Annotated in this window: 20 protein-coding genes and 1 tRNA gene; 6 read left to right on the top strand and 15 right to left on the bottom strand. The window is 52.7% G+C overall.

Translation table 11 applies throughout. The features are described 5' to 3' along the window. Positions 1-89: 89 nt before the first annotated feature. Both ABID13_RS05025 and ABID13_RS05020 read right to left on the bottom strand, forming a co-directional pair. Positions 90-833 (bottom strand): SIR2 family NAD-dependent protein deacylase, encoded by a 744-nt coding sequence (locus tag ABID13_RS05025; protein WP_007858811.1) that lies wholly within the window; start codon positions 831-833, stop codon positions 90-92. Between the two features lie 91 nt (positions 834-924). Then, on the bottom strand, positions 925-2,220 hold the full coding sequence (locus tag ABID13_RS05020; RefSeq protein WP_045092456.1) for a galactokinase: 1,296 nt from the start codon (positions 2,218-2,220) through the stop codon (positions 925-927). Between the two features lie 434 nt (positions 2,221-2,654). Between ABID13_RS05020 and mnmL the strand changes: the two genes are divergently transcribed. Both mnmL and ABID13_RS05010 read left to right on the top strand, forming a co-directional pair. After that, on the top strand, positions 2,655-3,659 hold the full coding sequence (gene mnmL / locus ABID13_RS05015; protein WP_007858813.1) for a tRNA modification radical SAM protein MnmL/YtqA: 1,005 nt from the start codon (positions 2,655-2,657) through the stop codon (positions 3,657-3,659). Between the two features lie 93 nt (positions 3,660-3,752). Further along, positions 3,753-4,949, top strand: a complete 1,197-nt coding sequence (locus ABID13_RS05010) for an NADP-dependent isocitrate dehydrogenase (protein ID WP_007858815.1) — start codon at positions 3,753-3,755, stop codon at positions 4,947-4,949. 87 nt (positions 4,950-5,036) lie between these two features. Here the strand turns inward: ABID13_RS05010 and ABID13_RS05005 are convergent, their stop codons facing one another. The 4 genes from ABID13_RS05005 to ABID13_RS04990 form a co-directional block, all read right to left on the bottom strand. After that, the gene (locus tag ABID13_RS05005; protein WP_007858816.1) at positions 5,037-5,300 is read right to left on the bottom strand and encodes a hypothetical protein; all 264 of its coding nucleotides are present in this window, start codon (positions 5,298-5,300) and stop codon (positions 5,037-5,039) included. Between the two features lie 11 nt (positions 5,301-5,311). Further along, complete coding sequence (locus ABID13_RS05000; protein ID WP_007858818.1) at positions 5,312-5,698, bottom strand: SHOCT-like domain-containing protein; 387 nt, start codon at positions 5,696-5,698, stop codon at positions 5,312-5,314. A gap of 40 nt (positions 5,699-5,738) precedes the next feature. Further along, positions 5,739-6,098 (bottom strand): DUF2089 domain-containing protein, encoded by a 360-nt coding sequence (locus ABID13_RS04995; RefSeq protein WP_007858820.1) that lies wholly within the window; start codon positions 6,096-6,098, stop codon positions 5,739-5,741. A 167-nt stretch (positions 6,099-6,265) separates the two neighbouring features. Beyond that, positions 6,266-6,961 (bottom strand): aspartate/glutamate racemase family protein, encoded by a 696-nt coding sequence (locus ABID13_RS04990; protein ID WP_048930181.1) that lies wholly within the window; start codon positions 6,959-6,961, stop codon positions 6,266-6,268. Between the two features lie 133 nt (positions 6,962-7,094). Here ABID13_RS04990 and trpB point away from each other — a divergent pair, with 133 nt between their 5' ends. Then, positions 7,095-8,312: a tryptophan synthase subunit beta gene (trpB, locus tag ABID13_RS04985; RefSeq protein WP_007858822.1), complete on the top strand. Its 1,218-nt coding sequence runs from the start codon at positions 7,095-7,097 to the stop codon at positions 8,310-8,312. 108 nt (positions 8,313-8,420) lie between these two features. Here the strand turns inward: trpB and ABID13_RS04980 are convergent, their stop codons facing one another. The 3 genes from ABID13_RS04980 to ABID13_RS04970 all read right to left on the bottom strand — a co-directional run bounded on the left by ABID13_RS04980 (position 8,421) and on the right by ABID13_RS04970 (position 12,159). Then, on the bottom strand, positions 8,421-9,725 hold the full coding sequence (locus ABID13_RS04980; protein WP_048930182.1) for a CapA family protein: 1,305 nt from the start codon (positions 9,723-9,725) through the stop codon (positions 8,421-8,423). A gap of 23 nt (positions 9,726-9,748) precedes the next feature. Beyond that, positions 9,749-10,609, bottom strand: coding sequence for a DegV family protein (locus ABID13_RS04975; RefSeq protein WP_007858825.1), 861 nt, complete (start codon positions 10,607-10,609; stop codon positions 9,749-9,751). 74 nt (positions 10,610-10,683) lie between these two features. Continuing rightward, positions 10,684-12,159, bottom strand: coding sequence for a helix-turn-helix domain-containing protein (locus tag ABID13_RS04970; RefSeq protein ID WP_048930183.1), 1,476 nt, complete (start codon positions 12,157-12,159; stop codon positions 10,684-10,686). Between the two features lie 250 nt (positions 12,160-12,409). Between ABID13_RS04970 and ABID13_RS04965 the strand changes: the two genes are divergently transcribed. From ABID13_RS04965 to ABID13_RS04955, 3 genes are all read left to right on the top strand, one after another. Beyond that, positions 12,410-13,147 carry an isochorismatase family protein gene (locus ABID13_RS04965; protein ID WP_007858829.1) on the top strand — a complete coding sequence of 246 codons (738 nt, stop codon included), beginning with the start codon at positions 12,410-12,412 and terminating at the stop codon, positions 13,145-13,147. A gap of 93 nt (positions 13,148-13,240) precedes the next feature. Continuing rightward, positions 13,241-14,626, top strand: coding sequence for a dihydropyrimidinase (hydA, locus tag ABID13_RS04960; RefSeq protein WP_007858831.1), 1,386 nt, complete (start codon positions 13,241-13,243; stop codon positions 14,624-14,626). Positions 14,627-14,992: 366 nt separating this feature from the next. Further along, positions 14,993-15,589, top strand: a complete 597-nt coding sequence (locus tag ABID13_RS04955) for a prolyl-tRNA synthetase associated domain-containing protein (RefSeq protein ID WP_007858834.1) — start codon at positions 14,993-14,995, stop codon at positions 15,587-15,589. A 99-nt stretch (positions 15,590-15,688) separates the two neighbouring features. On the opposite strand, the gene ABID13_RS04950 is transcribed toward ABID13_RS04955, so the two are convergent. From ABID13_RS04950 to grdC, 6 genes are all read right to left on the bottom strand, one after another. Further along, positions 15,689-15,925: a putative Se/S carrier protein gene (locus tag ABID13_RS04950; protein ID WP_007858836.1), complete on the bottom strand. Its 237-nt coding sequence runs from the start codon at positions 15,923-15,925 to the stop codon at positions 15,689-15,691. 48 nt (positions 15,926-15,973) lie between these two features. Beyond that, entirely contained in the window at positions 15,974-17,110 is a 1,137-nt protein-coding gene (locus tag ABID13_RS04945; protein WP_045092450.1) for an aminotransferase class V-fold PLP-dependent enzyme, read from the bottom strand. A 64-nt stretch (positions 17,111-17,174) separates the two neighbouring features. Then, complete coding sequence (gene selB / locus ABID13_RS04940) at positions 17,175-19,085, bottom strand: selenocysteine-specific translation elongation factor (protein WP_048930184.1); 1,911 nt, start codon at positions 19,083-19,085, stop codon at positions 17,175-17,177. After that, positions 19,085-20,488 (bottom strand): L-seryl-tRNA(Sec) selenium transferase, encoded by a 1,404-nt coding sequence (selA, locus tag ABID13_RS04935; protein WP_007858847.1) that lies wholly within the window; start codon positions 20,486-20,488, stop codon positions 19,085-19,087. Before selA ends, selB begins: the two co-directional genes overlap by 1 nt. Positions 20,489-20,566: 78 nt before the next feature. Beyond that, positions 20,567-20,660: transfer RNA gene (locus tag ABID13_RS04930), tRNA-Sec, on the bottom strand. Positions 20,661-20,905: 245 nt separating this feature from the next. Further along, positions 20,906-23,536, bottom strand: a complete 2,631-nt coding sequence (gene grdC, locus ABID13_RS04925) for a glycine/sarcosine/betaine reductase complex component C subunit beta (RefSeq protein ID WP_048930185.1) — start codon at positions 23,534-23,536, stop codon at positions 20,906-20,908. Positions 23,537-23,626 lie beyond the last annotated feature (90 nt).

Raw genomic sequence — 23,626 nt, 5'->3', positions numbered from 1 at the left:
CAGCGCAACGAACAGCAAAGCCGCAGGCCAATTGATTTACTGGCCTGCGGCTTTGTTCCTGTCCGGATTTGATTTTCAGCTTTTATCTTTTATTCTTCCTCCACCAGCAGAGGCAGTATATTCTGGGGAAGGTCATAGACCACCATGTCGGCTTTCTCATCCAGGGGCCTGGGCGCCCTGTGGATGATGATCATCTTCTTTCCCTGAAAATACCGTATGTAATGACTGTACACCTCGGATCGGAGGGATGTTCCCAGTACCAGAAGCACCTCGGCCCTGGATATCTCCTCCGCGGTCCGGCTCATCAGCCCGCTGTCCACCATCTCCCCGTAAAGGAAGGTGCCCGGGCGTATGATGTGCCCGCAGTCCTCACAAAGGGGAATGTGTTTTGAATTCTTCATGTATTCCATGGAATATTTTTTGCCGCAATGGGTACATGTGTTATCATAGATCCCTCCGTGGAGGTAGATCACATTTTCCACTCCGGCCGCCTTTGGAAGATCAAAAATACTGGTGGTCACAACACACTGAAGCCTGCCCTGCCGTTCCATCTCGGCCATGGCTTCCACTGACGGTGTCATGCTGGGAACTTTTTCCAGGATCTCCTTTTTATAAAAATCATAAAAGATTTCCGGCCTCCTGGAAAAACAGGATATGTGGAACAATTCCTCCGGGGACTCGCCATACGTTTGTTCAATCTCGTATGCCCTCCCCTCCTCCTTCAGTCCCAGTATGCCGCCCTCTTCCATCATACCGGACCCACAGACAGCCACCGTATAACTGCTGTCAGCCAATGTCTGTTTCAGGAGTTTCAATGTCTCTTTACCTATCATACAAATGCTCCCCCCTCTATCATTTTCTGACCTTATTATACCCTATTATCCTGCTGTCCGCCACCATATTTTTGGGGAAAGCAGACCCGCATCATCCCATATGGTCATTGATACAGATCGCCCCGTATGGACGGATGCTCATACGAAAAGCACTGCCCTTTCCCGTACAGTTTTCAATGTATTCAACATACTCATCCACCAGTTCATTGGGAAGCATGGCCATGATCACACCGGCAAACCCTCCGCCGTGGACACGGCAGGCGCCCTTTTGTTTCCCGGCAATAAACAATTCGGTCAATGCCAGGGTCACTGTGATGCCCTGTTCCTGGTAATTGCTGTTGGTAAAGCAGTTCTGAAGCCATTTCCAGGAAGAGTTTCCCGATGCTGTGATGTTGGCCAGAAAATCCCCAAAGCGGTTCTCCTTCAGCGCAGCCACCTCTGCTTCCACCCTCTTGTTTTCCTCAAAGAAATGAAGGGCGCGAAGCACGGAACGATCCCCCGCAAACTCCCGCACCGCTGCCAGGCTGCGGATCACCTCTTCCTCCGACACCTGGGCCAGCACTTCCTTGCCAAAATACTGGGCCACCTTCTTCATCTCGCTGGGAACGGATGAGTAGTCCGCGCTCAGGTCAGCGTGGCCCTTGCCGGTCTGGACAATGATCAGGCTGTGGTTCTGGGATCCGAAATCAAACTCGATTTTCTCCACTACCGGCGCTGAAGGCTCCACAAAATCAATGGTGATCAGGCCACCCACCGCGCAGGCCATCTGGTCCAGAAGGCCTGACGCCTTATCCCAGTAGTTGTTCTCTGAATATTTTCCAATATGGGCGTATGCCACATTGTCCATGCGTCCCTCATTAAAGAATGTGTTGAGCATGGAGCACAAAAGCATCTCAAAAGCAGCCGAGGAGCTGACGCCTGCCGCACTGATCACATTGCTGGTAATGTATGCATTAAAGCCTCCCACATCATACCCCGACTCCTCAAATCCCTTTAACAGCCCCTTTACCAGGTCCACGGTCCCTGCCTTTTTATCGCTGGGCTCCAGATGATTTAAGTCAATGGTAAAGTCCTGATTATACGTCTCACTGACAATATGTACATAGTTGGAGCTGTTCTTTGCAGCCACTCCCACACAGTCCAGGTTAATGCTTCCCGCAAGGACCTTTCCATGGTTATGGTCCGTGTGGTTTCCGCTGATCTCCGTGCGTCCCGGTGATGAAAACAAAAGCACATCCCCGCTGTCTCCAAATGTTTTCTCATATCCTTTCAGCAGTTCCTGGTACCGTGCCATGTTCTCAGCCACTGCGTCCTCTCCGTACAGCTTAGCCAGAAGTTTTTTTGCGTTTTCACTTTCCATCAACCGGATGGTATCATTTACCTTCATGCCTTACCTCTCCTTTAATCATACACAAAATCAGGGGCTGTCCCCTGTCTGTGATCAGTTTAACACAACAGCAGCCCGGACCACAATAGAATATTTTACTGCATTGTATGAATTTTTATGGAAATGCTTTCTGCTCCCGCCTACTGCCTATTTTGATGGCCTCCAGACACTGTCCGGCTGCGTGTGATCCTCGTTCTTCTCTTCGGAGATGATCAGGCTGCGCAGATCATGGTGCAATAGTCCCCGGTGGGCCAATAGGGCTGATCGTCATATACCGTAAGGGCATATTCCGAGAGCAGGCGCGAAAGACTGTCAAGCTGGGTTGGGTATCATTTCTGACTACCTGATTTCACAGGTTCCTAACAGTTTTTATGGAAATACTCCCTCTTTCCTGGTATAATCCAAAAAGAAAATAACCGGAAAGGCGGCGCCCTATGGACTGGAACGGTAAACCTTATCATTCCCTGGATTATGAACTGAAACAACAATTTGGACAAAAGGTATATAAGCTCTCCCTGAACGGAGGCATGACCTGTCCCAACCGGGACGGGACGCTGGGCACGGGCGGATGTATTTTCTGCAGCGCGGGGGGATCAGGGGATTTTGCATCCCCTGCCATGGAATCCGTTACAGCACAGATCGAGGCCGCCAAAGCCCAGGTACGGAGAAAAATGACGGGCAAGGGCGCATATATCGCCTACTTCCAGTCCTACACCAATACCTATGGGCCTGTCTCCCGCCTGCGCTCTGTCTTCACGGAAGCCATCTGTCATCCGGAGATCGCGGCCCTGTCCATTGCAACCCGGCCGGACTGTCTGGAACCGGAGGTGGTGGAACTGTTAAAAGAACTTGCCGCCATCAAGCCCGTGTGGGTGGAATTGGGCCTGCAGACCATCCACCAGTCCACGGCGCAGTTCATCCGCCGCGGCTATCCCCTGCCCGTGTTTGAATCAGCGGTGGACCGGCTCAAAAAGGCGGGGTTAACGGTCATTGTCCATGTGATCCTGGGACTGCCGGGCGAGACAAGGGAAATGATGCTGGACACGGTCAGATATCTGGCTGAAGGGATAACAGGCGCCGGCCAGGCCAATTCCGGGCTGGCAGGCATTGGTCCAGCCGTTTCCGGGCGGCCAGGTGCAGGCCAGGCCGCCGCCATTGACGGCATCAAACTACAGCTGCTCCACATACTGGAGGGCACGGACCTGTCCCAGCTTTACCGCAGCGCCCCCTTTCCGGTCCTGGAAATGAGTGAATATATTGATCTTGTCATAGACTGCGTGGAACTTCTTCCGCCTGAGATGACCATACACCGCATCACCGGTGACGGCCCGAAAAAGCTTTTGATCGCCCCGTTGTGGAGCGGCAACAAGCGCCTTGTGCTCAACACCCTTCATCAGCGTTTTAGGGAAAGGGACACATGGCAGGGGAAAAACAGGTGAAAACAAGCTTAAAAATTTTAGAGTTTTAAACTTGTTCTAACCTGTAATTCGTTGTATACTATAACATAATGCAAAAAATCAGGAGGACATAGTATGGACAAAATTAAGATGACCACCCCCATTGTAGAGATGGACGGCGATGAGATGACGAGGATTCTCTGGCAGATGATCAAAGACAACCTGATCCTGCCGTACATAGATCTGAAGACAGAGTACTACGACCTGGGTTTGGAATACAGGGATGAGACAAATGATCAGGTAACCATCGATTCCGCCAACGCCACCAAAAAGTACGGTGTGGCTGTCAAGTGTGCTACCATCACCCCCAACGCAGCCCGCGTGGAGGAGTATCATCTGAAGGATATGTGGAAAAGCCCCAATGCCACCATTCGTGCCATCCTGGACGGGACCGTGTTCCGCGCCCCCATTGTGGTAAAAGGGATCGAGCCCTGTGTAAAATGCTGGAAAAAGCCCATCACCATTGCAAGACATGCCTACGGTGACGTGTATAAGGCTTCTGAAATGAAAATCCCCGGCCCCGGCAAGGTGGAACTGGTATACACGGCAGAGGACGGGACTGAAAGCCGCGAGCTGATCCACAGCTTTAACTGCCCCGGAATCGTACAGGGTATGCACAATGTTAACAAGTCCATTGAAAGCTTTGCCAGAAGCTGCTTTAACTATGCCCTTGATACCAAGCAGGATCTTTGGTTTGCCACCAAGGATACCATTTCCAAACAGTATGACCATACCTTTAAGGACATTTTCCAGGAGATCTTTGACAGTGAATATACAAAGAAGTTTGAGGATGCGGGCATTACTTACTTCTACACTCTGATCGATGATGCCGTTGCCCGCGTTATGAAATCTGAGGGCGGCTATATCTGGGCCTGCAAGAACTATGACGGTGATGTGATGAGCGACATGATCTCCTCGGCCTTTGGTTCCCTGGCCATGATGACCTCTGTTCTGGTATCCCCGGACGGTAACTTCGAGTACGAAGCAGCCCACGGAACAGTACAGCGCCATTACTATAAGCACTTAAAGGGCGAGGAAACCTCCACCAACTCAGTGGCAACCATCTTTGCATGGACCGGCGCACTGAGGAAACGGGGCGAACTGGACGGCAATCAAGATCTGATGGAATTTGCCGACAAACTGGAGAAGGCCACCCTGGATACCATTGAGGGCGGCGAAATGACCAAGGATCTGGCCCTTATCACTTCCCTGCCGGATCCGGTTGTGTTAAACAGCGAGGACTTTATCAAGGCCATTGCACGCAGGCTTTAATACTAAAATAAGCATATATACAAAAACACCGCCCGGCCGCTGGAATCCAGTGACCGGGCGGTATTCTTAAGCCCCGTATATCTCTTTTTACAGTTTAACTGATAAATATGTGCCGTCCCCTGTCTCCACATGGATTACTTCCAGGCCCTTGCTTTCTTTGATCACATCCAGGCATTCTTCCAGCACCATAAGGATATGATCTTTTGTAACCAGGCCGCCATATGGCTCCGGTATATTGGCCCTGATATCCTCCATGATCCTTTCAGGCATCCATCTCATGGCCAAACCCATAAATTTCACCGGCACAGGCAGAAACAGGCGCATCCCCTTTGTCCTGATCTTAACAATCATATCTTCGGCCCCTATTTGTCAACATATACCCTTACAGTGGAGCCGTCCGCAGCCTCCACATTGACAAAGTCCCCTTCCAGCTCATCATCCAGACATTCGGAAATGGCTTCCATCATACTGGCAAGATCCACACCCTGAAGATCCTTTTCCGGTATGGGAAGTTTGCCCGTTGCCTTCAGTACCTTCTTAATGGCTCCAACAGGAAACTGGACCTTGACCTTGTCCCCGGAAACGCTGTCCACAATAATGCGAAACATCTTCTTATCATAGTTGATCCGTTCGATCCCTGTCTCCGGTGCCTGTGAATCCAGATTCATGGCCGCGATCAGCTCCGCTCCCTGCTCCGCCGTGATGGTGCCTTCCTCTATCATCTTTAATATTCTTAGTTTTTCATCCATAATGAATGCTCCTTATTCTTGAAATCGTGGTTTCTGGCTGCTACTTTAATTGGGCAATGGCCTGTTCTGCTGTTATCTCCCCATTCTCCAGCGCCCTTAGGATCTCTTCCTTTCTGGCCGCCTGATCATCGGTTCCCGTCTCATATCCCAGCTTCTTGATCACTGCTTCCAGCTTGGAGCGTACCGTGGGATACGATATCCCCATGGCCTTTTCCACTTCCTTGATATTCCCCCTGCACCGGATAAATGTCTCTGTAAAATACAGTTCCTCATCGGAGAGATAATCAAATTTACTGAGTTTAAAATTGTTCTCAATCACCGTATCGCAGGAATCACACTTAAGCCTTGCCACGGTCAGCTCACTGTTGCATACCGGACAACGGCTGATAACCTTTTTCATCTCATCACTTCCCTTCTTTTCCCTGCTGCCTGATGTCAGTATACTACCACAATCTCATAAATGTCAATATAAATATTAATATTTTTAATTATTTTATTGATTATATTAATATTTATACTGAATTTCATTCACTCTTGGTTTTATTTATTTATAATCTGCTCTCAATCTTATCCATCTATAATTTCCTTTACCAAGGCCCTGACATGTATCTTCATGGTGTCCAGGCAGGGAACAGGGGAAATATGGTCATTAAGGATCAACGGCAGCTCCGTACATCCAAGAACGATAGCCTGGATCCCATCCTCCTCCTTCATTCTGCGCACAATGGACAAAAATTCCTGCCGGGTATCCTCCCTGACATCTGCAAATTCCAGCTCGGTATAGATTTTTCTGTTTATGTACTCCATCTCATCTTCCCTGGGAATTGCGATCTGGATCCCCTTATCTGTAAATGGCTTTTTAAAAAAGTCCTCCTCCATGGTAAATATGGTTCCCATTAAACCGATTTTTGTCAGATTCCGCCTGACCGCCTCCCCGCAGGCGGCCCCCACAATACTGATCAACGGAATGGGCGACTGCTTTTGTACCTGGTCAAATACAATATGAGGCGTATTGGCTGACAGGGCGGCAAAGTCAGCCCCTGCCGCGGCCAGGTTCCCGATCGCCTTTAACAGATATTCAGCCAGGTCATCATATCGCTTCTCCCTGCAGAATACCAGGATATCAAACACGTTTACACTTTCCATGGACAAAAACGGCATTACATTTTCCCCCATCCGTTCACGGACGCCATAGACGATCCCACGGTAATAAGGGATCGTGGATTCCGGCCCCATGCCCCCTACCAGACCCAGTTTTTTCATATAAAAACACCTCCTGAAAATGATTTTTTAAAATGTTTCCCTGAATATCAGGATACTACAAATAATATGGATTGAAAAGCCCGTCCATTAAAGATATAATGGGATTCATAACGATTTGAAAAAGGAGAAATTTATGGACTACAGAACATACCTAAAAAACTATCCGGACAAAGACGGGCGTTTTGGCGCTTACGGCGGCGCCTACCTGACCCCGGAACTGATTCCCGCATTTGAGGAAATTGCAGACGCCTACCAGACCATCTGCCATTCTTCCCAGTTTATCAATGAACTGCGCAGGATCCGCAGGGAATTCCAGGGAAGGCCTACCCCTGTGTACCATTGCGAGCGTCTCTCCAAGAAGATCGGCAACTGCCAGATCTATCTGAAACGCGAGGATCTAAACCACACCGGGGCCCACAAGCTGAATCACTGTATGGGCGAGGGACTTCTGGCAAAGTTCATGGGAAAGAAGCGCCTGATCGCGGAAACAGGAGCCGGACAGCACGGGGTGGCCCTGGCTACCGCCGCCGCGTTTTTCGGACTGGAGTGCGAGATCCACATGGGTGAAGTGGATATTGCAAAACAGGCCCCCAATGTGACCAGGATGAAGATACTGGGCGCCAAGGTGGTTCCGGTTACCCATGGGCTTAAGACTCTGAAGGAGGCAGTGGATTCCGCATTTGAATCCTATGCAAAAAACTATAAGGACTCTATCTACTGCATCGGCTCTGCCCTGGGTCCCCATCCGTTCCCACTGATGGTGCGGGATTTTCAATCCGTGGTGGGCTATGAGGCAAGGGACCAGTTCTACGAGATGACAGGAATGTTCCCGGATGAGGTCTGCGCCTGTGTGGGAGGAGGAAGCAACTCCATCGGGATGTTCATACCCTTCTTAGATGACCCGGTGGACATCACCGGAGTGGAACCCCTTGGCAAGGGAGAACATCTGGGTGACCACGCGGCATCCATGAAGTTTGGTGAAAAAGGCGTCATGCATGGATTTGAGAGCATTATGCTCAAGGATGAAAATGGTGAGCCGGCCCCGGTCTACTCCATTGCCAGCGGCCTGGACTATCCTTCCGTGGGCCCGGAGCACGCCTTCCTTCATGATCTTGGAAGGGTCAAATACGATACGGTCAGCGATGAGGAAGCCATGGACGCCTTCTTTAAGCTGTCCCGGTATGAGGGGATCATCCCTGCCATTGAGAGTGCGCATGCGGTTGCCTATGCCATGCGCAGGGCCAGGGAAATGCGCCAGGGTGCCATCCTGGTCTGCTTAAGCGGCAGAGGCGATAAGGATATCGACTATGTGGTTGAGCATTACGGCTATGGGGAGCAGTTTGTGGATTGATCCTGATCGGACTCAGGATACCGCACCGGCCATCTATGACAAAAGGGCGTGCACACGATGGGATTCGTGCTGCACGCCCTTAATATATCCATATATGATCAAATCTTTTTACTCCTGCCTGCACCCTTCCCCATCGATCACTACCCCATAAGAGAGTCCCGTGAGATACCGGTAAAATGCCTGCTTTTCATCTTCTCCCGTCAATGGGCGCGTGTAGCCGCCCGAGGATGTCCCGGGTACGAACGCAAGGGACAGGTTCTCTCCATCCCAGTCAGCTGTGAGAAGGGCTGTCTTAGGGATGCTGCTTCCAAATACAAAATTGCCCAGGCTGTACACAATGGGTTTACCATTGTAGTATTCCATGCCCTGAAGCACATGGGGATGGCTGCCGATCACCATGTCCGCCCCCGCGTCAATATACTGCTTTCCCATGGTGCGCTGGTAATCCTGGGGATACTCGTCCCGCTCAATTCCCCAATGCACGTACACAATCACAAAATCACATGTTTCCTTTGCGCTCTTGATATCCTCTAGCAGCATGGCGGGATCGTAGGTGGTCAGCATGCCCGGGCTTGTGGCCGTGGCATTCCAGGAACCCACGGGTATCACCCTGGATGCGCCCAGAAATCCTATGGTCTTTCCCTTGATCTCCATGATCACAGGTTTCCTGGCTTCCTCCAGGTTTGCGCCTGCCCCTACCCGGTATATTCCCGCCTCATCCAGCGTGTCGCAGGTGTCCAGCAGGGCATCCGTACCAAAATCCAGGGCATGGTTATTGGCAAGGGTTACAATGTCAATCCCCATCTCCTTTAGCAGGGACACCTTCTCCGGAGGCAGGCGGAAGGTAAACTGCTTATCTGCGGCAGCGCTTCCCCTGTTGCTGAACGGAAACTCCTGGTTTGCCATAAACACATCGCTGCCATCGATCACGTCCCTCAAGCCCTGGTCCACAACACTGCCAATGGTCCCGGTTTTGTTATAGGCTGCCAGCACATGGTCTGATAAAAGGATATCGCCGGCAAACACAAAACGGATGGTGGAATCCTCCGGCTCTGGATCCGCTCCGCCATCCTCTGTCATACTGCCTTCTTCACCACCGTTGTCAAGGCCTTCCACTCCCTGTCCGGCGTCCTGCCGGCCATCCTGAAAACCTTCCGGTCCGCCGAGGCCCCGGGATCCTTCTCCCTGTCCGCCCGCGCCCTGGTTGCCGTGAAGGCCGGCGCTGTCCTGGCCGGCGCTGTCCTGACCGGCGCCGTCTGCCGGACCGGCATTGCCTGATGCCCCCGGACCGCCATCCATCACTTCGGCCTTCACATAGCTGTTATGCACCGTATGCCATATCAGGTATCCTGTTATTCCTGACAGCAGCACTCCCAGTACAAGCACCACTGCCAATATCCAGCTTCTTCTCATCCACAACTTCCTGTCATCTCAAGTTATATTGCCAGGATAATGCCGCCGTCATTGGCATACACAGTAGCCACTCCGGCTGCTGTGGTAATCACAATATCCTTAAAAGTCCCTCGCTTCTCCAGCTCTGATTTCATGTACTCTGCCCGCTGGGGGTGGTTTACATGACATACCACTGCGATCTTATCCACGGTGTTCCCGGCTTCCTTCACCGCAATATCGCACATTCTCTGAATCGCCTTATTGATTCCTCTGGCCTGGTCCAGCTTGATGATAGTTCCTGAATCAGCGCCCATCACAGGCTTAATGTTCAGGGCCGTGGCAAAAAATGCCTGAAGCCCAGAAAGCCTTCCGTTCTTGCGGAGCGTATCCAGGCTTTCCAGAACAAAATATGTTTTCATACTGTCCCTGTACGCAAGAGCCTTTTCCAGCACCTGGTCAAATTCCAGACCAGCTTCGCACAGGGCCTGGATATACATGGCAATGTTCAGTTCACCTGAGGATGCGGACAGTGAATCGATCACAGCCACCCTCTTCTCCTGATCCCCATGACCCTTTTCAGCCCGCTCCTCCTCAAACAGCTTCCTGGCCAGCTCCGCCGAATTATAGCTTCCGCTGAGATGGCCTGAAAGAGTGATCACAAACACTCCCTCTGCATCTGCTTCCTCATATGCTTCCTTAAATGTCTCCGGTGAAGGGCATGCCGTCTTCGGGCATTCCGGGCAGGCCTTTACCAAATCTATAAATTTCTTCTGGTCAAATGTCTCGTCATCCACTACCAGCGCGCTTCCAACCTGCAATGTCAGCGGTATCATCTGGAATCTTGGATCCTTCTTTAACTCATCAGTCAAATCAAGACAACTGTCCCCAATAATCTTGTAGGTCATACAAAAGTCCTCCGGTTTCTTATCCATGCATTTTAACATGTAGTATTGATTACTACTTATTATAACAGTATGTATTATAAAATGCAATCCTTAATATATGTAATCAGAGACCGGAGCACGGACAGGACAGCTGCCGGATCCTTGCGGCCCGGAGGAACCCTGCGCCATCCCTGTTCCAGCGTTATATAGGCTGCGCCGGAGAGTGTGGACTCATGGCAGACCCGAAAGCCATGTGCGTCCATCTGGACCATCCAGGATGTGCCGTGGCACCAGCAGTTGATGTCCGGCAGGCAGATATGGTCCGTGCCGTCTGTGAGGAACAGGCGGCAGAAAGGATACCGCTCCATGCGGCCGGCTAATTCCTCCAGCCCCCTGGCACAGTGGATCGGGGAGATCACCACCTGCTTTTTGCAAATCAGCGACAGGCTGGTGCTTATATAGCGGGTGCGGATCCGGCGCTGCATCTCATCCAGCTGCAGGATCTGTATGATCTCCTCCCCTGCCGCCAGATGCCGCTCCGTCATTGCCCTGAGAAGCCGGTTGATCTCCCTGCACCGGGAAGCTGCCTGGCCTGTGACTTCATTTTCCTGCAGGATATCATTTAACAGCGTTTCCTCCACTGTCATAAATGCAGGCGCCGGCAGATAGGAAAGAAGCTTTTCGCCCTGGCGCACAGAACTGTTTAACCTGCTTACAGCCTCCCGTCCCATATCGGTGGAGAGATCCATGAACATGGGCCGGCAGCTGGTCAGCACCATATGGAACACATTCCTGTGCTGGAGTATGGAATACGCATCCGTGTAGACCGTGGTGGAGGTCTGTTCCGTGGACATGGACATCCCAGAAACGCTCATGGCATGTTCCAGGATAAAAAAGGAAAACCAGTATATATTTTCATCATAATACTGGTGGTAAAACCAGTGGGCATTGCGGTGGAAGATCAGAGGGCTGCACAGGTGGAAAAATGATACAAATCCGTCCACTGACACGGAAAAGTGAAGGGCCGCCCGGAAGATAAATCCCCGGTCCAAAAGCCCCAGCATCCGCCCGACCCACTCCTGTGCATAGACCGGATCCTCCAGCAGCCACCTGCTCTGCTCGGAATCCACATAAAGCATCTCTCCCGGCATCTCCATGGCCTCAGCCACATCCAACAGGTCTGATATGGCCTGCCGCCGCCCTTCGCCGCTGGTATACACTGCGATCTCCGCCGTACACACCGCCTCTGTCCTCAGGGTAAATGCCCTGGGAACCGTAAAATGCCGGTCGGTGAGGACCCGCCGAAGGAGCACCGCGGTGTCCGGGGAATCCTCACTGTCCTTAAGCAGGACCAGGGAATGCAGGGCATCATCTAAGGCCGTGCCGTCCTGCTCTAAAAGCATGGCGCATATCTCCTCAAAATATACGGACTTCACATTGAGGCGGCGGCTGCCGCTGCGCCATTTGCTCACCAGGCTGGCATCCACATGGAGCCTGCGGGCCAGTCCCGCTGTGGAAAGGCCCAGCCTGTCCATAAGATAACCCAGGGTGGACAGCTTCTTCTCTGTCATGGCAGATCTCCTTCCAATCATTAAATGCTTGTTTCACATGACAGGCAGCTGTCACGGTACAGTATCTGACAAAGGTCCAAAATCCCTTTTCAAATTGAAATGACATTGTTATACTATAGTTACGACAGCAAAGTGCACAAAAACATTATGATAATAGGCTTATTATTGGTTATCTTCACTATTTCATGGATCTGATCCGGAACAGATTCCATACCCGTCAGCGTTTCGTTAAGAAAGGAGTACATATTTCATGGCAGAGAACAAGGATTATAAATTTGTGGATCATTATGAGTTTGATGAGGAACTTCTTAAAAAAGCATTTGCAGAGGCGCGCAAGATCTATAAAGAACGCGGATTCATGCGTAAAATGGGTTTTGGAAAAGCTCCGGCCATCACCACCGTGGATATGGCCAAGGCATGGATGAGTGAAGGACACCCCTTTACCTGTGACCATTCCGAGGAAGTATGCGCCAATGCCCTGAAGGTGCTGGAAGCAGGCCGCAAGGCAGGGGTTCCTATTTTCCATACCACCACAGGATATGTAGGCAAGCAGCAGTGGGATCTTCCCCGCTGGGATGAAAAGATCCCTATGAGCGCCCTGGATATCAACTCTGAGTGGCTGGAGATCGATCCAAAGCTGAAACCACTTCCGGAGGAGCCGGTCATCCATAAAAAATATGCGTCCAATTTCTTTGGAACCCATCTTGCCCAGACCCTGAATTTCCTGGGTGTGGATACCCTCATTGTCATGGGCGCCACCTCCTGTGCATGTGTACGCCATACGGTCATGGATTCCACCGGTTACGGGTTTAAGACCATCGTACCCGAGGGTACTGTGGGCGACCGTGTACCGGGCGTGATCGAGTGGAACCTGTTTGATATGGAAGCCAAGTTTGCCGATGTGGTTCCTGTAGATGAAGTGGTTGAATATCTGGAAGGGATCGATTCTAACGTTTACACCAAGCATGAAAGGTCCATGGATCAGTAATCATCCAATCCGGCCAAGTAAGCTGTCTGATCATGATACGCCGGTCCCGCGCCTGGGACCCGGGCGCATCATGTATCCATGAAAGGAGTTATCATGAGCCTTCTGATTAAAAATGGAACGATTCTCACAGCTACCAGTGAATTCACCGGCGACCTCTACATTGAAGGAGAGACCATCCGCCAGATTGGATCCAATCTTAATATGGATGCAGACCGTACCGTGGACGCCGCGGGCAAATACATCCTGCCGGGAGGCGTGGATGAGCACGTCCATTACGGCTCCTTCGGAGGCCGGCTTTTTGAAACCGCTGAAGCTGCGGCCGTGGGCGGGACCACAACCATTGTGGACTTTGCCCCCCAGGAAAAAGACGTGCCCCTGCTAGATGCCATCCGCCAACAGGCCGCCAAGGCAGAAGACATTTCCTCTGTGGATTTTGCATTCCATGCAGTGATCATGGACCCCAAGGAATCCGTATTTGAGGAAGTCAGGCATCTGCCTGAAGTGGGGGTGGCTACCCTGAAGCTTTTCATGGCATATAAGGGAACTGCTTTTTACTGTGATGACGAGGCGATCTTAAACGCCATGATGAACGCCAAAGAGGCAGGCGTTACCATGATGGTCCATGCGGAAAATGCAGATATCATAACCATCCTGACTAACCATTATCTGAGCCAGGGAAAGACCGCCCCAGTGTATCACTACCATGCCCGTCCTCCCATTGCCGAGGAGGAGGCCACCGGCCGCGCCATCGCCCTGGCCAAGGCCGCGGACTGCCCTCTTTTTGTGGTCCATGTGAGCGCAAAGGAAGCCATGGAGGCGATCCGCAAAGCGCACAGCCAGGGATGGCCTGTCTTTGGCGAAACATGCACCCATTACCTGACCCTTACCACCGACTATCTTGACCAGCCCGGTTTTGAGGGAGCCAAGTACATTTGCTCGCCGCCGCTGAGGCCCCAGGAACACGTGGACGCCCTGTGGCAGGCGGTGCGGGAAGGATGGCTCACTGCCGTGGGTTCCGACCACTGCGCCCTGGACGGCGGGTTTGAAGGAGCCAAAAAGAAAGGAACCAACTTTTCCAACATACCCAACGGCTGCCCCGGCGTCCAGGACCGTCTGGCCCTGCTGTGGACCTACGGCGTGTGCACGGGAACGATCACCCGGCAGAAATTTGTGGAACTGTTTGCCACCAATCCTGCCAAGGTGGTGGGCCTGCCCGGCAAAGGGGAACTGCGCATTGGCGCTGATGCGGATATTGTCATATTCGACCCTGAGTGGAAAGGTGTCATTACCAACAAGGACAGCCTTCATGGAATTGATTACGAACCATTTGAAGGATTTAAGATCCAGGGGCGCCCGGAACAGGTATACCTGCGCGGCCGCCTGGTAGCTGAAAACGGTGTTTTCGTAGGCGAGCGCGGCAAGGGAAAATGGCAGAAATGCCAGCCTTACGGATTGTGTTACGATTATTACCACAAATAAACGACCCCTGCATAAATCCATATGTCTAAAATAGGGTGTTGCAAAACGCGGCTTCCCACACTGCGCAGTATCTGCCGTTTCGCTGGTAAATATTCCGCTGTGGAGTCCGTCATCCTGCAACACCCCGTTTTATGTCCTGTGATCATCCTCCCCTTTCCCGTATTATGTTATCGCGTTCACATTCAACTGTATCCATTATAGCAAATATCCTGTACTGCTGCAACCATAATCGGAAATACGTTGTTTTTCCCCTTGTTTTTATGGACATCCCCCTGCTGCGGTGCTATAATGATACTGGTTTTTTGCGTCTCCACATTCAACTAAAAACAGATCATTCTATGATCAAAATCTCACGAGGTGCTTAAAATGACAGATACAAACCAAACAGCAAAATCACTTCCGCACTATCACATTGACCATACCTTATATCAGGGCCGCCCGTCTGATCTCACCGGCAGGCTCGCGAAGGAGATCCGCACATACGACCTGCTGGATTCCCTGGGGGTGTCCTATACCCGGGTGGACCACGATGCCCTTCCCACCATTGAAGCCTGCCTGGAAGTGGACCGGCTTTTAGGCTCCGAGATCTGCAAGAACCTTTTTCTGCGCAATGCGCAGAAAACGGACTTTTACCTGCTTCTCATGCCTGGAAATAAAAAGTTCAAGACAGCCCTGCTCTCCAAACAGATCGGAAGCGCCCGGCTTTCCTTTGGTGAGCCTGAATTCATGGAGGAATTTATGGACCTCACCCCCGGCTCCGTCACAGTCATGGGACTGATGAATGACAAGGCAGGCAGGGTCAGGCTTTTGATCGACAAGGATATACTGGACGGCAAATCCTTTGGCTGCCATCCCTGTATAAATACCTCCAGCCTGATGTTCTCCGTCAGGGATCTGATCGATAAAATACTGCCCGCCATGGGCCACCCCTATACGGTGGTGGATCTGCCTTATGCGGAGTGACCGATCTGTGTGATACAAAATAAAAATGACCGGCAGATACGATTCCTGATCAGCCGGTCATTTTTTATGGATCATGTTCTTTTTTCATGGACCATGTTCTTAAATCAGATACGTTCCCATGGTCTGATAGCCCAGTTCCTGAACTCCCATGAGTTCCAGGATCCTTTTCCGCCATCCCTCAGGCATGCTCCAGGACAGGCCGCAGCCCGCTGAAATCTGCCGTGGGACCGGGATCAGACGCCCGGGGATCTCCATTTTACGGCACACCGTCTCCATGGCTATGGCTTCCGCTGTTGTATGAAAGGTTATCACCAGTTTCAGTTCTTTTTTCCTCATAGCATCCTTTCCCGCTCCCTACTCAATGGTAAGCCTGATAGATATTTGTTATACGGCCAGCTCCCTCACTGCCTGTACTGCCTGGTCTATCTCTTCTTCCGTGTTGTAGTAGGACATGGAAAACCGGACCGCCCCCTGGCCGACAGTGCCCAGGGCCTGGTGCATCAGAGGCGCGCAGTGGGCTCCCGCTCTGGTATAGATCCCATAGTTTGCCGCCAGTTCATCTGATACCTCCCCGGAATCATAATTCCCTATATTCAGGGCCACCACCGGCGCATGGCGGTCCATATCGGAAAAATCACCGTATACAGTAACTCCGGGGATACCCAAAACCCCTTCATAAAAACGTCTCATGAGCATCAGCTCCCGGCAGCGGATGGTCTCCATCCCGGTGCTCCGTATAAACTCCAGGGCCGCATGAAGCCCCGCTATGCCGTGGCCGTTGACCGTGCCCGCCTCCAGGGCTTCCGGCATTTCCCCGGGATGGAATTCCTGATAGCTGTGGGTTCCGCTTCCCCCGGCCATCAGAGGCCGTACGGCAACGCCCTCCCTCAGGCATATCCCCCCTGTCCCCTGAGGTCCCATAAGGCTTTTGTGGCCGGTAAAGCAGAGGACGTCAATACCCATGTGTTCCATATGGATGTCAAATACCCCCGCTGTCTGGGACGCATCCAGGACAAACAGCAGGGATGCCTTTGTGCAGATCCGTCCCACCCGTTCAATATCCACCACATTTCCCGTAAGGTTGGATGCATGGGTACATACGATCCCCTTTGTGTTGGGCCTGATGGCTCTTTCCAGGTCCTCATACCGTATATTCCCCCGGCCATCGGCCCTGACAATGGTCAGCTCCACTCCCCTCTCCCTCATCATATACAGGGGGCGGAGGACGGAATTGTGCTCCATCATGGTGGTGATCACATGATCACCAGGTGAAAAGAGCCCCTGTATGGCCATGTTAAGGCTTGTTGTGGAGTTTGCAGTAAATGCAGCCCGGCAGGGATTTCCCAGGCCAAACAGGTCCGACACCAGGACCCTTGTGTCATAAATGGTCCTGGCAGCCCCCAGGGATGCCTCATGGCTCCCTCTCCCGGAGTTGCCCATATGTCGCATGGCATCAGCCACTGCCTGTATCACTGCCTCCGGCTTATGGAAGGTCGTGGCCCCGTTATCCAGATAGATCATATTCTTTTCCCCTTTCAATGCAGATGTTATAAGGTGTTTCAAAGACCATGCTCCCTTTGGTATGTCAGTGGATCAGGACCCGCTTATCTCCCACCATTTTCGTAATCTTTTTCTTATCCATGAACTCCAGCAGCTGTACCGCGTATTTGCGGGAAGTGCCGCACAGATCCCTGAACTCTCCCAGTGAGATCTCCCCGTGCACTGCCAGGTAACCCTTCAGGTCTGCAAGTACCTGATCATAGGCCCGGCTGTCCATGTAGGAGGCCGGATTCAGTTTGATCAGTCTGCCGTTTTTATGCATGTCGGCAATGATCTGCCTGGCCCTGTTCTTATCCTTAAACCGGTCCGCCACCTCTGCGGTGAGAGGAGCCTCGATCCCCGCCCGGGCATACAGGGTCCCTATCTGTTCCAGCATGCCCTTAAGTTCCCGGGAATACGTGGTGGAAAAATCCTTTCCCGACACATACGCCCCCTGGGTCCTGACCACCATCCGCTTCACCAGCTCCGCCAGAAGAGCGGCGCCCTTCCTTATATCCTTTATACGGAATTGCTCGCTGAGCCTGGATTTAAACTCCTCCTTGTCCATGCCCTCGTTGATGGGGTTTTCCCTGTGGTATTCTGCCAGCAGTGCCTCCCCATAATCAGATATCTTCTTCCAGTGATCCATATGGATCACCGAGTCATCGGACAGGATCAGGATCCGCTTGCTTTCCTTTAATGAGCCCATAAGCTGGACAACCCGGGATTTGGGCAGATCCATATTTGCCGCGATCCGGCCTGCGCATGGAAAGTTCCTGCTCTCCTCCTTTATCATCAGCTCCATGACTTCCAGGTCCGTACCCTTCTCCTTGATGCCCAGGGATTCCATCACCTGCGGATCCCCCCGCCTGTGTTTGCAGGGAGATGCGTCCAGCACAATGCCTCCCCCAAAGGTTTCAACCGGCGAGAGGAAACGGATGATGAACCGGTCGTTCCTCTTAAGCACAACGGGTTCGTCAAACCTGAGCTGGGCGTAAGCGCTCTCGCCGCGGGCGATGCGGTCCTGGTCCATGAGCACTGCCTTTGCAATGGTCTGGGCGGAACCGTAGTTGAGATGGATCCTGTCCCCGGACTTAAGTTCCCTGTCACTGGTCTGAAAAATGGACAGTTTCACATCCACCAGGGCGGATGGGACAAGGGAGCCTGGATATGCCAGAACGTCCCCTCGTTTCAGGTCCTCCTTTTTTACATTCAAAAGGTTCAGGGCCGTGCGCTGTCCTGCAATCGCCGCATCCTCCTTCCGTCCGTGGGACTGGATGCCCCTTATCTTAATGGGGCGCTCCCGTGGATATACCATGACTTCCGCTCCTGCCTGAACCATTCCTTCCTGCAAGGTTCCTGTGATCACGGTGCCAAACCCTTCTGTTGTAAATACCCGGTCCACCGGAAGCCGGAACAGTTCCGGCTCCTCACACCTGGTTCCCAGATCGGAAACCATCTGGATGATCCTGTCATGGAGAAGATCTATGTTTTCGCCCGTGAAGGAAGATACGCGGATCACCGGCGCATGCTCCAGGAAACTGCCCTGCACCAGGTCCTCCACATCCGCCTCCACCAGTTGTGCCCACTCCTCATCCACCAGATCGCTTTTTGTCAGCACCAGGATCCCCTGCCTGATGTGAAGCATTTTTAGGATCTCAAAATGTTCCGTGGTCTGGGGCATGACACCCTCATCCAGCGCAATGACCATCAGTACCAGGTCTATGCCCCCTATGCCCGCAAGCATGTTCTTCACAAACTTTTCATGTCCCGGCACATCGATGATCCCTATGTGCAGTCCGGCATCATTGGGCAAATTGGCAAATCCCAGATCAATGGTGATCCCCCTCTTTTTCTCCTCCTTCAGACGGTCTGTGTCAAAACCGGAAAGCGCTTTGATCAGGCAGGTCTTTCCGTGGTCCACGTGGCCCGCTGTTCCCACAATGATATTCTGCATCAGGACTCACCGCCTTCCATGCCGGAAAATGCCTCCACTGCCGGCAGGAATTCCTCGTCTGAAAGGGTCCTCACATCCACCAGGACCCGGTCATGGTTTACCCGCACGATCAGCGGGACCGGCGCCTTTCTCAGCTTCCGCTCCATCCTCTGCGCGGACAGCCCTTCCTTCCACACCGCAACCCCGTACCCCTCCAGCTCACAGGTAGGCGCGCTTCCCCCGCCCACCTGGTCCCTGCAGGACTCTACCTGTACCCTCAGATCCGGGCAGGCAGCTTTCAGCATAACACCCAGCATTTCGGCCCTTTCCTTCAGTTCCAGGGGACTGGCGCAGATCATCTTCAGCACCGGTATCTCCTTTAAGGCCGCCTCCTGGTCAATGTACTGTAAAAATGTCGCTTCCAGCGCCGCCAGGGTCATCTTATCCACCCGGAACGCCCTGGCCAGGGGGTGCTCTTTCATTTTGTCTATATATTCCTTTTTTCCTATGAGGATACCGGCCTGGGGGCCGCCAAGCAGCTTGTCGCCGGAAAACAGGACCACATCAGCCCCTGATTTCAGGGCGTCTGTCACAGTCGGTTCATCCAGCCCATACCGTTTTAGGTCCGCCATGAGCCCATTTCCCATATCATAGATCACAGGCAGGCCCAGTTCCCTGCCCAGCTGTGCCATCTGCTCCAGCTTCACATCCTCGGTAAATCCCACAATGCGGTAATTGGATGTGTGGACCTTCATAAAACAGCCCGTCACCCCTTCCTTATACGCACTTCGGTAGTCGGAGATCCTGGTCTTATTGGTGGTTCCCACCTCCTTTAAAAAGGCTCCGGACTCGCTCATCACATCCGGGATCCGGAAGGATCCTCCCACTTCCACCAGTTCCCCCCTGGAGACCACCACCTCTTTTCCCCTGGCCAGTGCTGCCAGGGCCAGCATTGTGGCGGCGGCATTGTTGTTCACTGCCATGGCAGCCTCGGCCCCTGTCACCTTTTTTATGATGCCCTCCACAATGGCATGGCGGCTTCCCCTGGTCCCTGACTTCAGATCGTATTCCAGGGTACAGTATGCGTCCATGATCTCCCAAACCGCGCCGGATGCATTGCTGCTGAGCCTAGCCCGCCCTAAATTGGTATGGAGCACCACCCCGGTGGCATTGAGTACCCTTCTCATTGTTCTTTTCTTTTTTTCACTTAAAATACCGGTTATCCTGTCCATGATCTCATCCTGGGACAATCCCCTGTCCACGGTACCTTCCAGGATCCCGTTCCTTACATCCCCCACTGCTTCCCTTACCGTGTCCACGATCAGCGGTCTGGGCATGGTTTCATAAAATAAAACGAGGCGCTCATCCTGCAGCACCTCGTCCACTTTAGGAAGCCCGCGCAGAAGCACCTGTTTGTCTCCCATTGGTCTACCTCCTTGTTTGTACCGAAAGGCAGGCTCACTGCCTGGCCTTTCACAATACTTGCCGCATCATTCACAAAACGGAGGTGGTGGGAATCGAACCCACCCGTGAAGCTCTTAACTCCACACAACGGTTTTGAAGACCGCGGGGCGCACCAGCTACCCAGCTCCCTCCCGATTATAAAGCGAAACGATTCAATTGTATGTGTTCGCCGAAACGGAGATGGTGGGAATCGAACCCACCCGTGAAGCTCCTAACCCCACACAACGGTTTTGAAGACCGCGGGGCGCACCAGCTGCCCAACTCTCTCCCTGATATTCCATATTCAGTGCCGGATCCCTTTCAGTGCCGGATCCCTTTTACCGCCGCCGGACAGATACCGGCGGCAGGTTTGCTTAAACTTGACTTGCGTTTATTGATCAGCCGGTGTATCCGGCTTTTTTCAAAATCTCGGCTGCCTTTTCCAGATTGGCTTCCGATATCTGGACAATGGGGCCAGTGCATCCCATGCCGCTTTCCGCGTAGATGCCTTCCTTCCAGAGCGTTTTAACCGCCTCGTCCAGGTCCATGACTTCGATCCCGGGAATGGCTGCTGTCACCACTTCCTTGGGGGGACAGGTAACTTCTTCCGCTGTCTCCTGCCCGGCAGGGGTATTCTTTGCCAGAAGCTCATCCAGGCCCGCCCTTCGGGCTGCCTCGTATTCCTTTGCCGCAACCGCCTTCCAGTCTCCTGCGATCAGGCTGGCCGCATATTCCATGGCTCCTGCGATCACAGGCGCTCCCGAAGCCCTGGACACGATCATCACCAGTTTGTCATATCCTTCGCCGATCCCCGGCCCGTATCCGTACCCTGTGGCCTCGTACTGGCCGCCGGTAGTGTAGGAGGAGAATAGTTTCATCATCAGGTTTCCTGTAAGGGAATCCATCACCACCACATCCGCGGTGCCCATTAACAGGTCATTGCCCCTCATCTCCACGCCTTTGTCCGCTCTGGCAGATTCCGCAAAGGTTATGTCATATCCGTTTTCCTTCAGGGCTTTCAGGATCTTTTCACAGGACCTGGCCCCGTCTATGTTGGCAATCCCCACCGCGGGGTTTAATACCCCGTCAGCCTTGGCGGCAATGATCCCTGCAATGGCATTCTTCACCAGGGCGGATACCCTGTCCGTATGGGAAGTGCCCGTGGTGTTGGCAATGTACATGGCCTTTCCCCTGGCAGGTGTGATCACCTTGCCCACGGTGGATACCCCGATGGGGAATGGATAATGCATGGTCACTCCTGCCTGGGCGCTCCCGGATTCCAGGGCAAACTCCATGGCCCTGTGGGCATCTGCCCCATGGCATACGTTTACCTCGATCCCCTTTCTGGCAGCCAGTCCAAGGGCCAGATCCGTATCCTCCTGTCCCTGCTCGCTTCCCTCCAGGGCAAATACGATCCTGGCTCCATGACAGGGCGCTGTGACCATTGGATGGGAGGGGCTGTGTTCCGGTATCACATGCGCTGTCTGCTGACCTGCATCCGGCCCTGCGTCCTGACCTGCATCCTGGTATACATCCGGCCCTGCATCCTGACCTGCCTTTCCTCCTGTCTTTCTTTCTCCCTCATTGGCCTCCACCACAAAGGATACTCCATCGAACAGGTTGGTCATACGTCCCAGGAACAGTGAGCCTTTGCCCACGATCATGGCCCGTTTGGTCTTTCCCTCCATACATTCTTTTACAAGCGGCCCCAGATAAGGGACGCCGGAAGGAATATGGCCCTGGGTGGGAGCCCAGCCGGTCATTCCATGCTCTTTAACAAAGGATGGGATATCCGCCCGCTGGATCTGCTTTTTCATCACGGCCAGGGCCGCGATCATCTTATAATTGGCTTCCGGCACATCTCCCGCTCCCGCGGGTTTGGTAATGTCCGGGTTCTGAAGCTCCGGCGCGTACTTGTCAATGTCCGTAAACGTAAGCCCTGCTTTTTCAAGAGGCTCCGCCACCAGGGAACTGATCACCATCTGAGGGGCTGAACCGGTCCCGATCTTATGGCATCCCACAATATCCGTGCGGATCATGGGATGGATGCCGTCATCCTCAGAGACCAGGACTGAAAATCCTGCAATACAGTCTTCCAGCACCGGAAGTCCTTTCTTTACATGGTCCTTGCCGTTCATTCCCAGTTTGGCCGTACAGCCTCCGGCCGTGACGATCACATGTTTAAATGTTCCTGACTTTACCAGGGCCGCCGCATGGATCATGGCATGGGCCGGGCCTGCACAGAAACCGCGCACGTCAGAACCGGTGGCGTTTTTATAACCGGCTATCTCAGCCGATGCCTTGGCAAAATTGCCTCCGCCCCTCTGGTTCATGTCCCCGCAGGCTTCCTCACAGCAGTCGATCACATATTCCACCTCATCGGGATCAAAGTTGTTCTTTCGTTTCAGTTCGATCAGCGAGATGACATTGGATGCCTTGGATACCAGATTTTCCAGCATCACATGGGCCGACAGGTTCACATCCACATCATGGGCGCGTTTTACCACTCCCACCAGCTCATCCCGGCGGATGTAAAGCCCCTCGGAATGCTCCTGGGTCACAAGGCGCTCCAGCTCCTCCCCTGTCCCGTTATTCTTCAGAAGTCCTTCCAGCTGCTGCTGTGTGAACATTCCGCGCTTCTCCAGCTTATCCTTAACGGTCTGCGCAAAACCATGTTCCAGCATCACCAGCTCGAACACGTCACAGATGTGCATAACCCCGTAAAATTCATCTTCAGGAAGGATACATCCAAAGGGTCCTTCTTCCTTTGGCTCTTTCCATTTTTTGTCATAGTATGGGAATTGTGTATCCCTCAGTTCCTCGTGGGTGGCATTCCCTATGTAAACCTGGTTTGGGATATAGGAAAGCACATCCTCATATCCCCTCAGGTGTCCCGGCAGTTCCACCAGGTAATCGGAATCCGGGTTTACAACCCGCTCCGTTGTCTGTGTGGTGCCGTTATATAAAACCATATCCGGGGTGGCAGCCAATGTGTAGCTGGTCCCCTTGATTACCGGATAACCTTTCATTCTGTTGATCTCCCAATATTCGTGAATGACATGTGTCTTGTGCTGCAGATCCCGAGAAGGGGAACAGGAGGGGCTTAAGATGGTTTCACC

The organism is Enterocloster citroniae (assembly GCF_040545455.1).
GTDB lineage: Bacteria > Bacillota > Clostridia > Lachnospirales > Lachnospiraceae > Enterocloster > Enterocloster citroniae.
Note: the sequence above shows the minus strand (reverse complement) of the source record. Positions and strands in the feature narration are given on the sequence as shown.

What these genes read in the sequence shown, in the direction of transcription:
- selB (WP_048930184.1), bottom strand. Translation starts at nt 19,085, where the DNA reads ATGCAGAATATCATTGTGGGAACAGCGGGCCACGTGGACCACGGAAAG.
- ABID13_RS05010 (WP_007858815.1), top strand. Translation starts at nt 3,753, where the DNA reads ATGGACAAAATTAAGATGACCACCCCCATTGTAGAGATGGACGGCGAT.
- ABID13_RS04975 (WP_007858825.1), bottom strand. Translation starts at nt 10,609, where the DNA reads ATGACCTACAAGATTATTGGGGACAGTTGTCTTGATTTGACTGATGAG.
- ABID13_RS04945 (WP_045092450.1), bottom strand. Translation starts at nt 17,110, where the DNA reads ATGATCTATCTGGATAACGGGGCCACGACCTTCCATAAGCCGGAGGCA.
- ABID13_RS04950 (WP_007858836.1), bottom strand. Translation starts at nt 15,925, where the DNA reads ATGAGGAAAAAAGAACTGAAACTGGTGATAACCTTTCATACAACAGCG.
- ABID13_RS05025 (WP_007858811.1), bottom strand. Translation starts at nt 833, where the DNA reads ATGATAGGTAAAGAGACATTGAAACTCCTGAAACAGACATTGGCTGAC.
- ABID13_RS04995 (WP_007858820.1), bottom strand. Translation starts at nt 6,098, where the DNA reads ATGAAAAAGGTTATCAGCCGTTGTCCGGTATGCAACAGTGAGCTGACC.
- trpB (WP_007858822.1), top strand. Translation starts at nt 7,095, where the DNA reads ATGGACTACAGAACATACCTAAAAAACTATCCGGACAAAGACGGGCGT.
- ABID13_RS04965 (WP_007858829.1), top strand. Translation starts at nt 12,410, where the DNA reads ATGGCAGAGAACAAGGATTATAAATTTGTGGATCATTATGAGTTTGAT.
- ABID13_RS04980 (WP_048930182.1), bottom strand. Translation starts at nt 9,725, where the DNA reads ATGAGAAGAAGCTGGATATTGGCAGTGGTGCTTGTACTGGGAGTGCTG.
- ABID13_RS04955 (WP_007858834.1), top strand. Translation starts at nt 14,993, where the DNA reads ATGACAGATACAAACCAAACAGCAAAATCACTTCCGCACTATCACATT.
- grdC (WP_048930185.1), bottom strand. Translation starts at nt 23,536, where the DNA reads ATGAAAGGTTATCCGGTAATCAAGGGGACCAGCTACACATTGGCTGCC.
- ABID13_RS05000 (WP_007858818.1), bottom strand. Translation starts at nt 5,698, where the DNA reads ATGGATGAAAAACTAAGAATATTAAAGATGATAGAGGAAGGCACCATC.
- ABID13_RS05020 (WP_045092456.1), bottom strand. Translation starts at nt 2,220, where the DNA reads ATGAAGGTAAATGATACCATCCGGTTGATGGAAAGTGAAAACGCAAAA.
- ABID13_RS05005 (WP_007858816.1), bottom strand. Translation starts at nt 5,300, where the DNA reads ATGATTGTTAAGATCAGGACAAAGGGGATGCGCCTGTTTCTGCCTGTG.
- hydA (WP_007858831.1), top strand. Translation starts at nt 13,241, where the DNA reads ATGAGCCTTCTGATTAAAAATGGAACGATTCTCACAGCTACCAGTGAA.
- mnmL (WP_007858813.1), top strand. Translation starts at nt 2,655, where the DNA reads ATGGACTGGAACGGTAAACCTTATCATTCCCTGGATTATGAACTGAAA.
- ABID13_RS04970 (WP_048930183.1), bottom strand. Translation starts at nt 12,159, where the DNA reads ATGACAGAGAAGAAGCTGTCCACCCTGGGTTATCTTATGGACAGGCTG.
- ABID13_RS04990 (WP_048930181.1), bottom strand. Translation starts at nt 6,961, where the DNA reads ATGAAAAAACTGGGTCTGGTAGGGGGCATGGGGCCGGAATCCACGATC.
- selA (WP_007858847.1), bottom strand. Translation starts at nt 20,488, where the DNA reads ATGGGAGACAAACAGGTGCTTCTGCGCGGGCTTCCTAAAGTGGACGAG.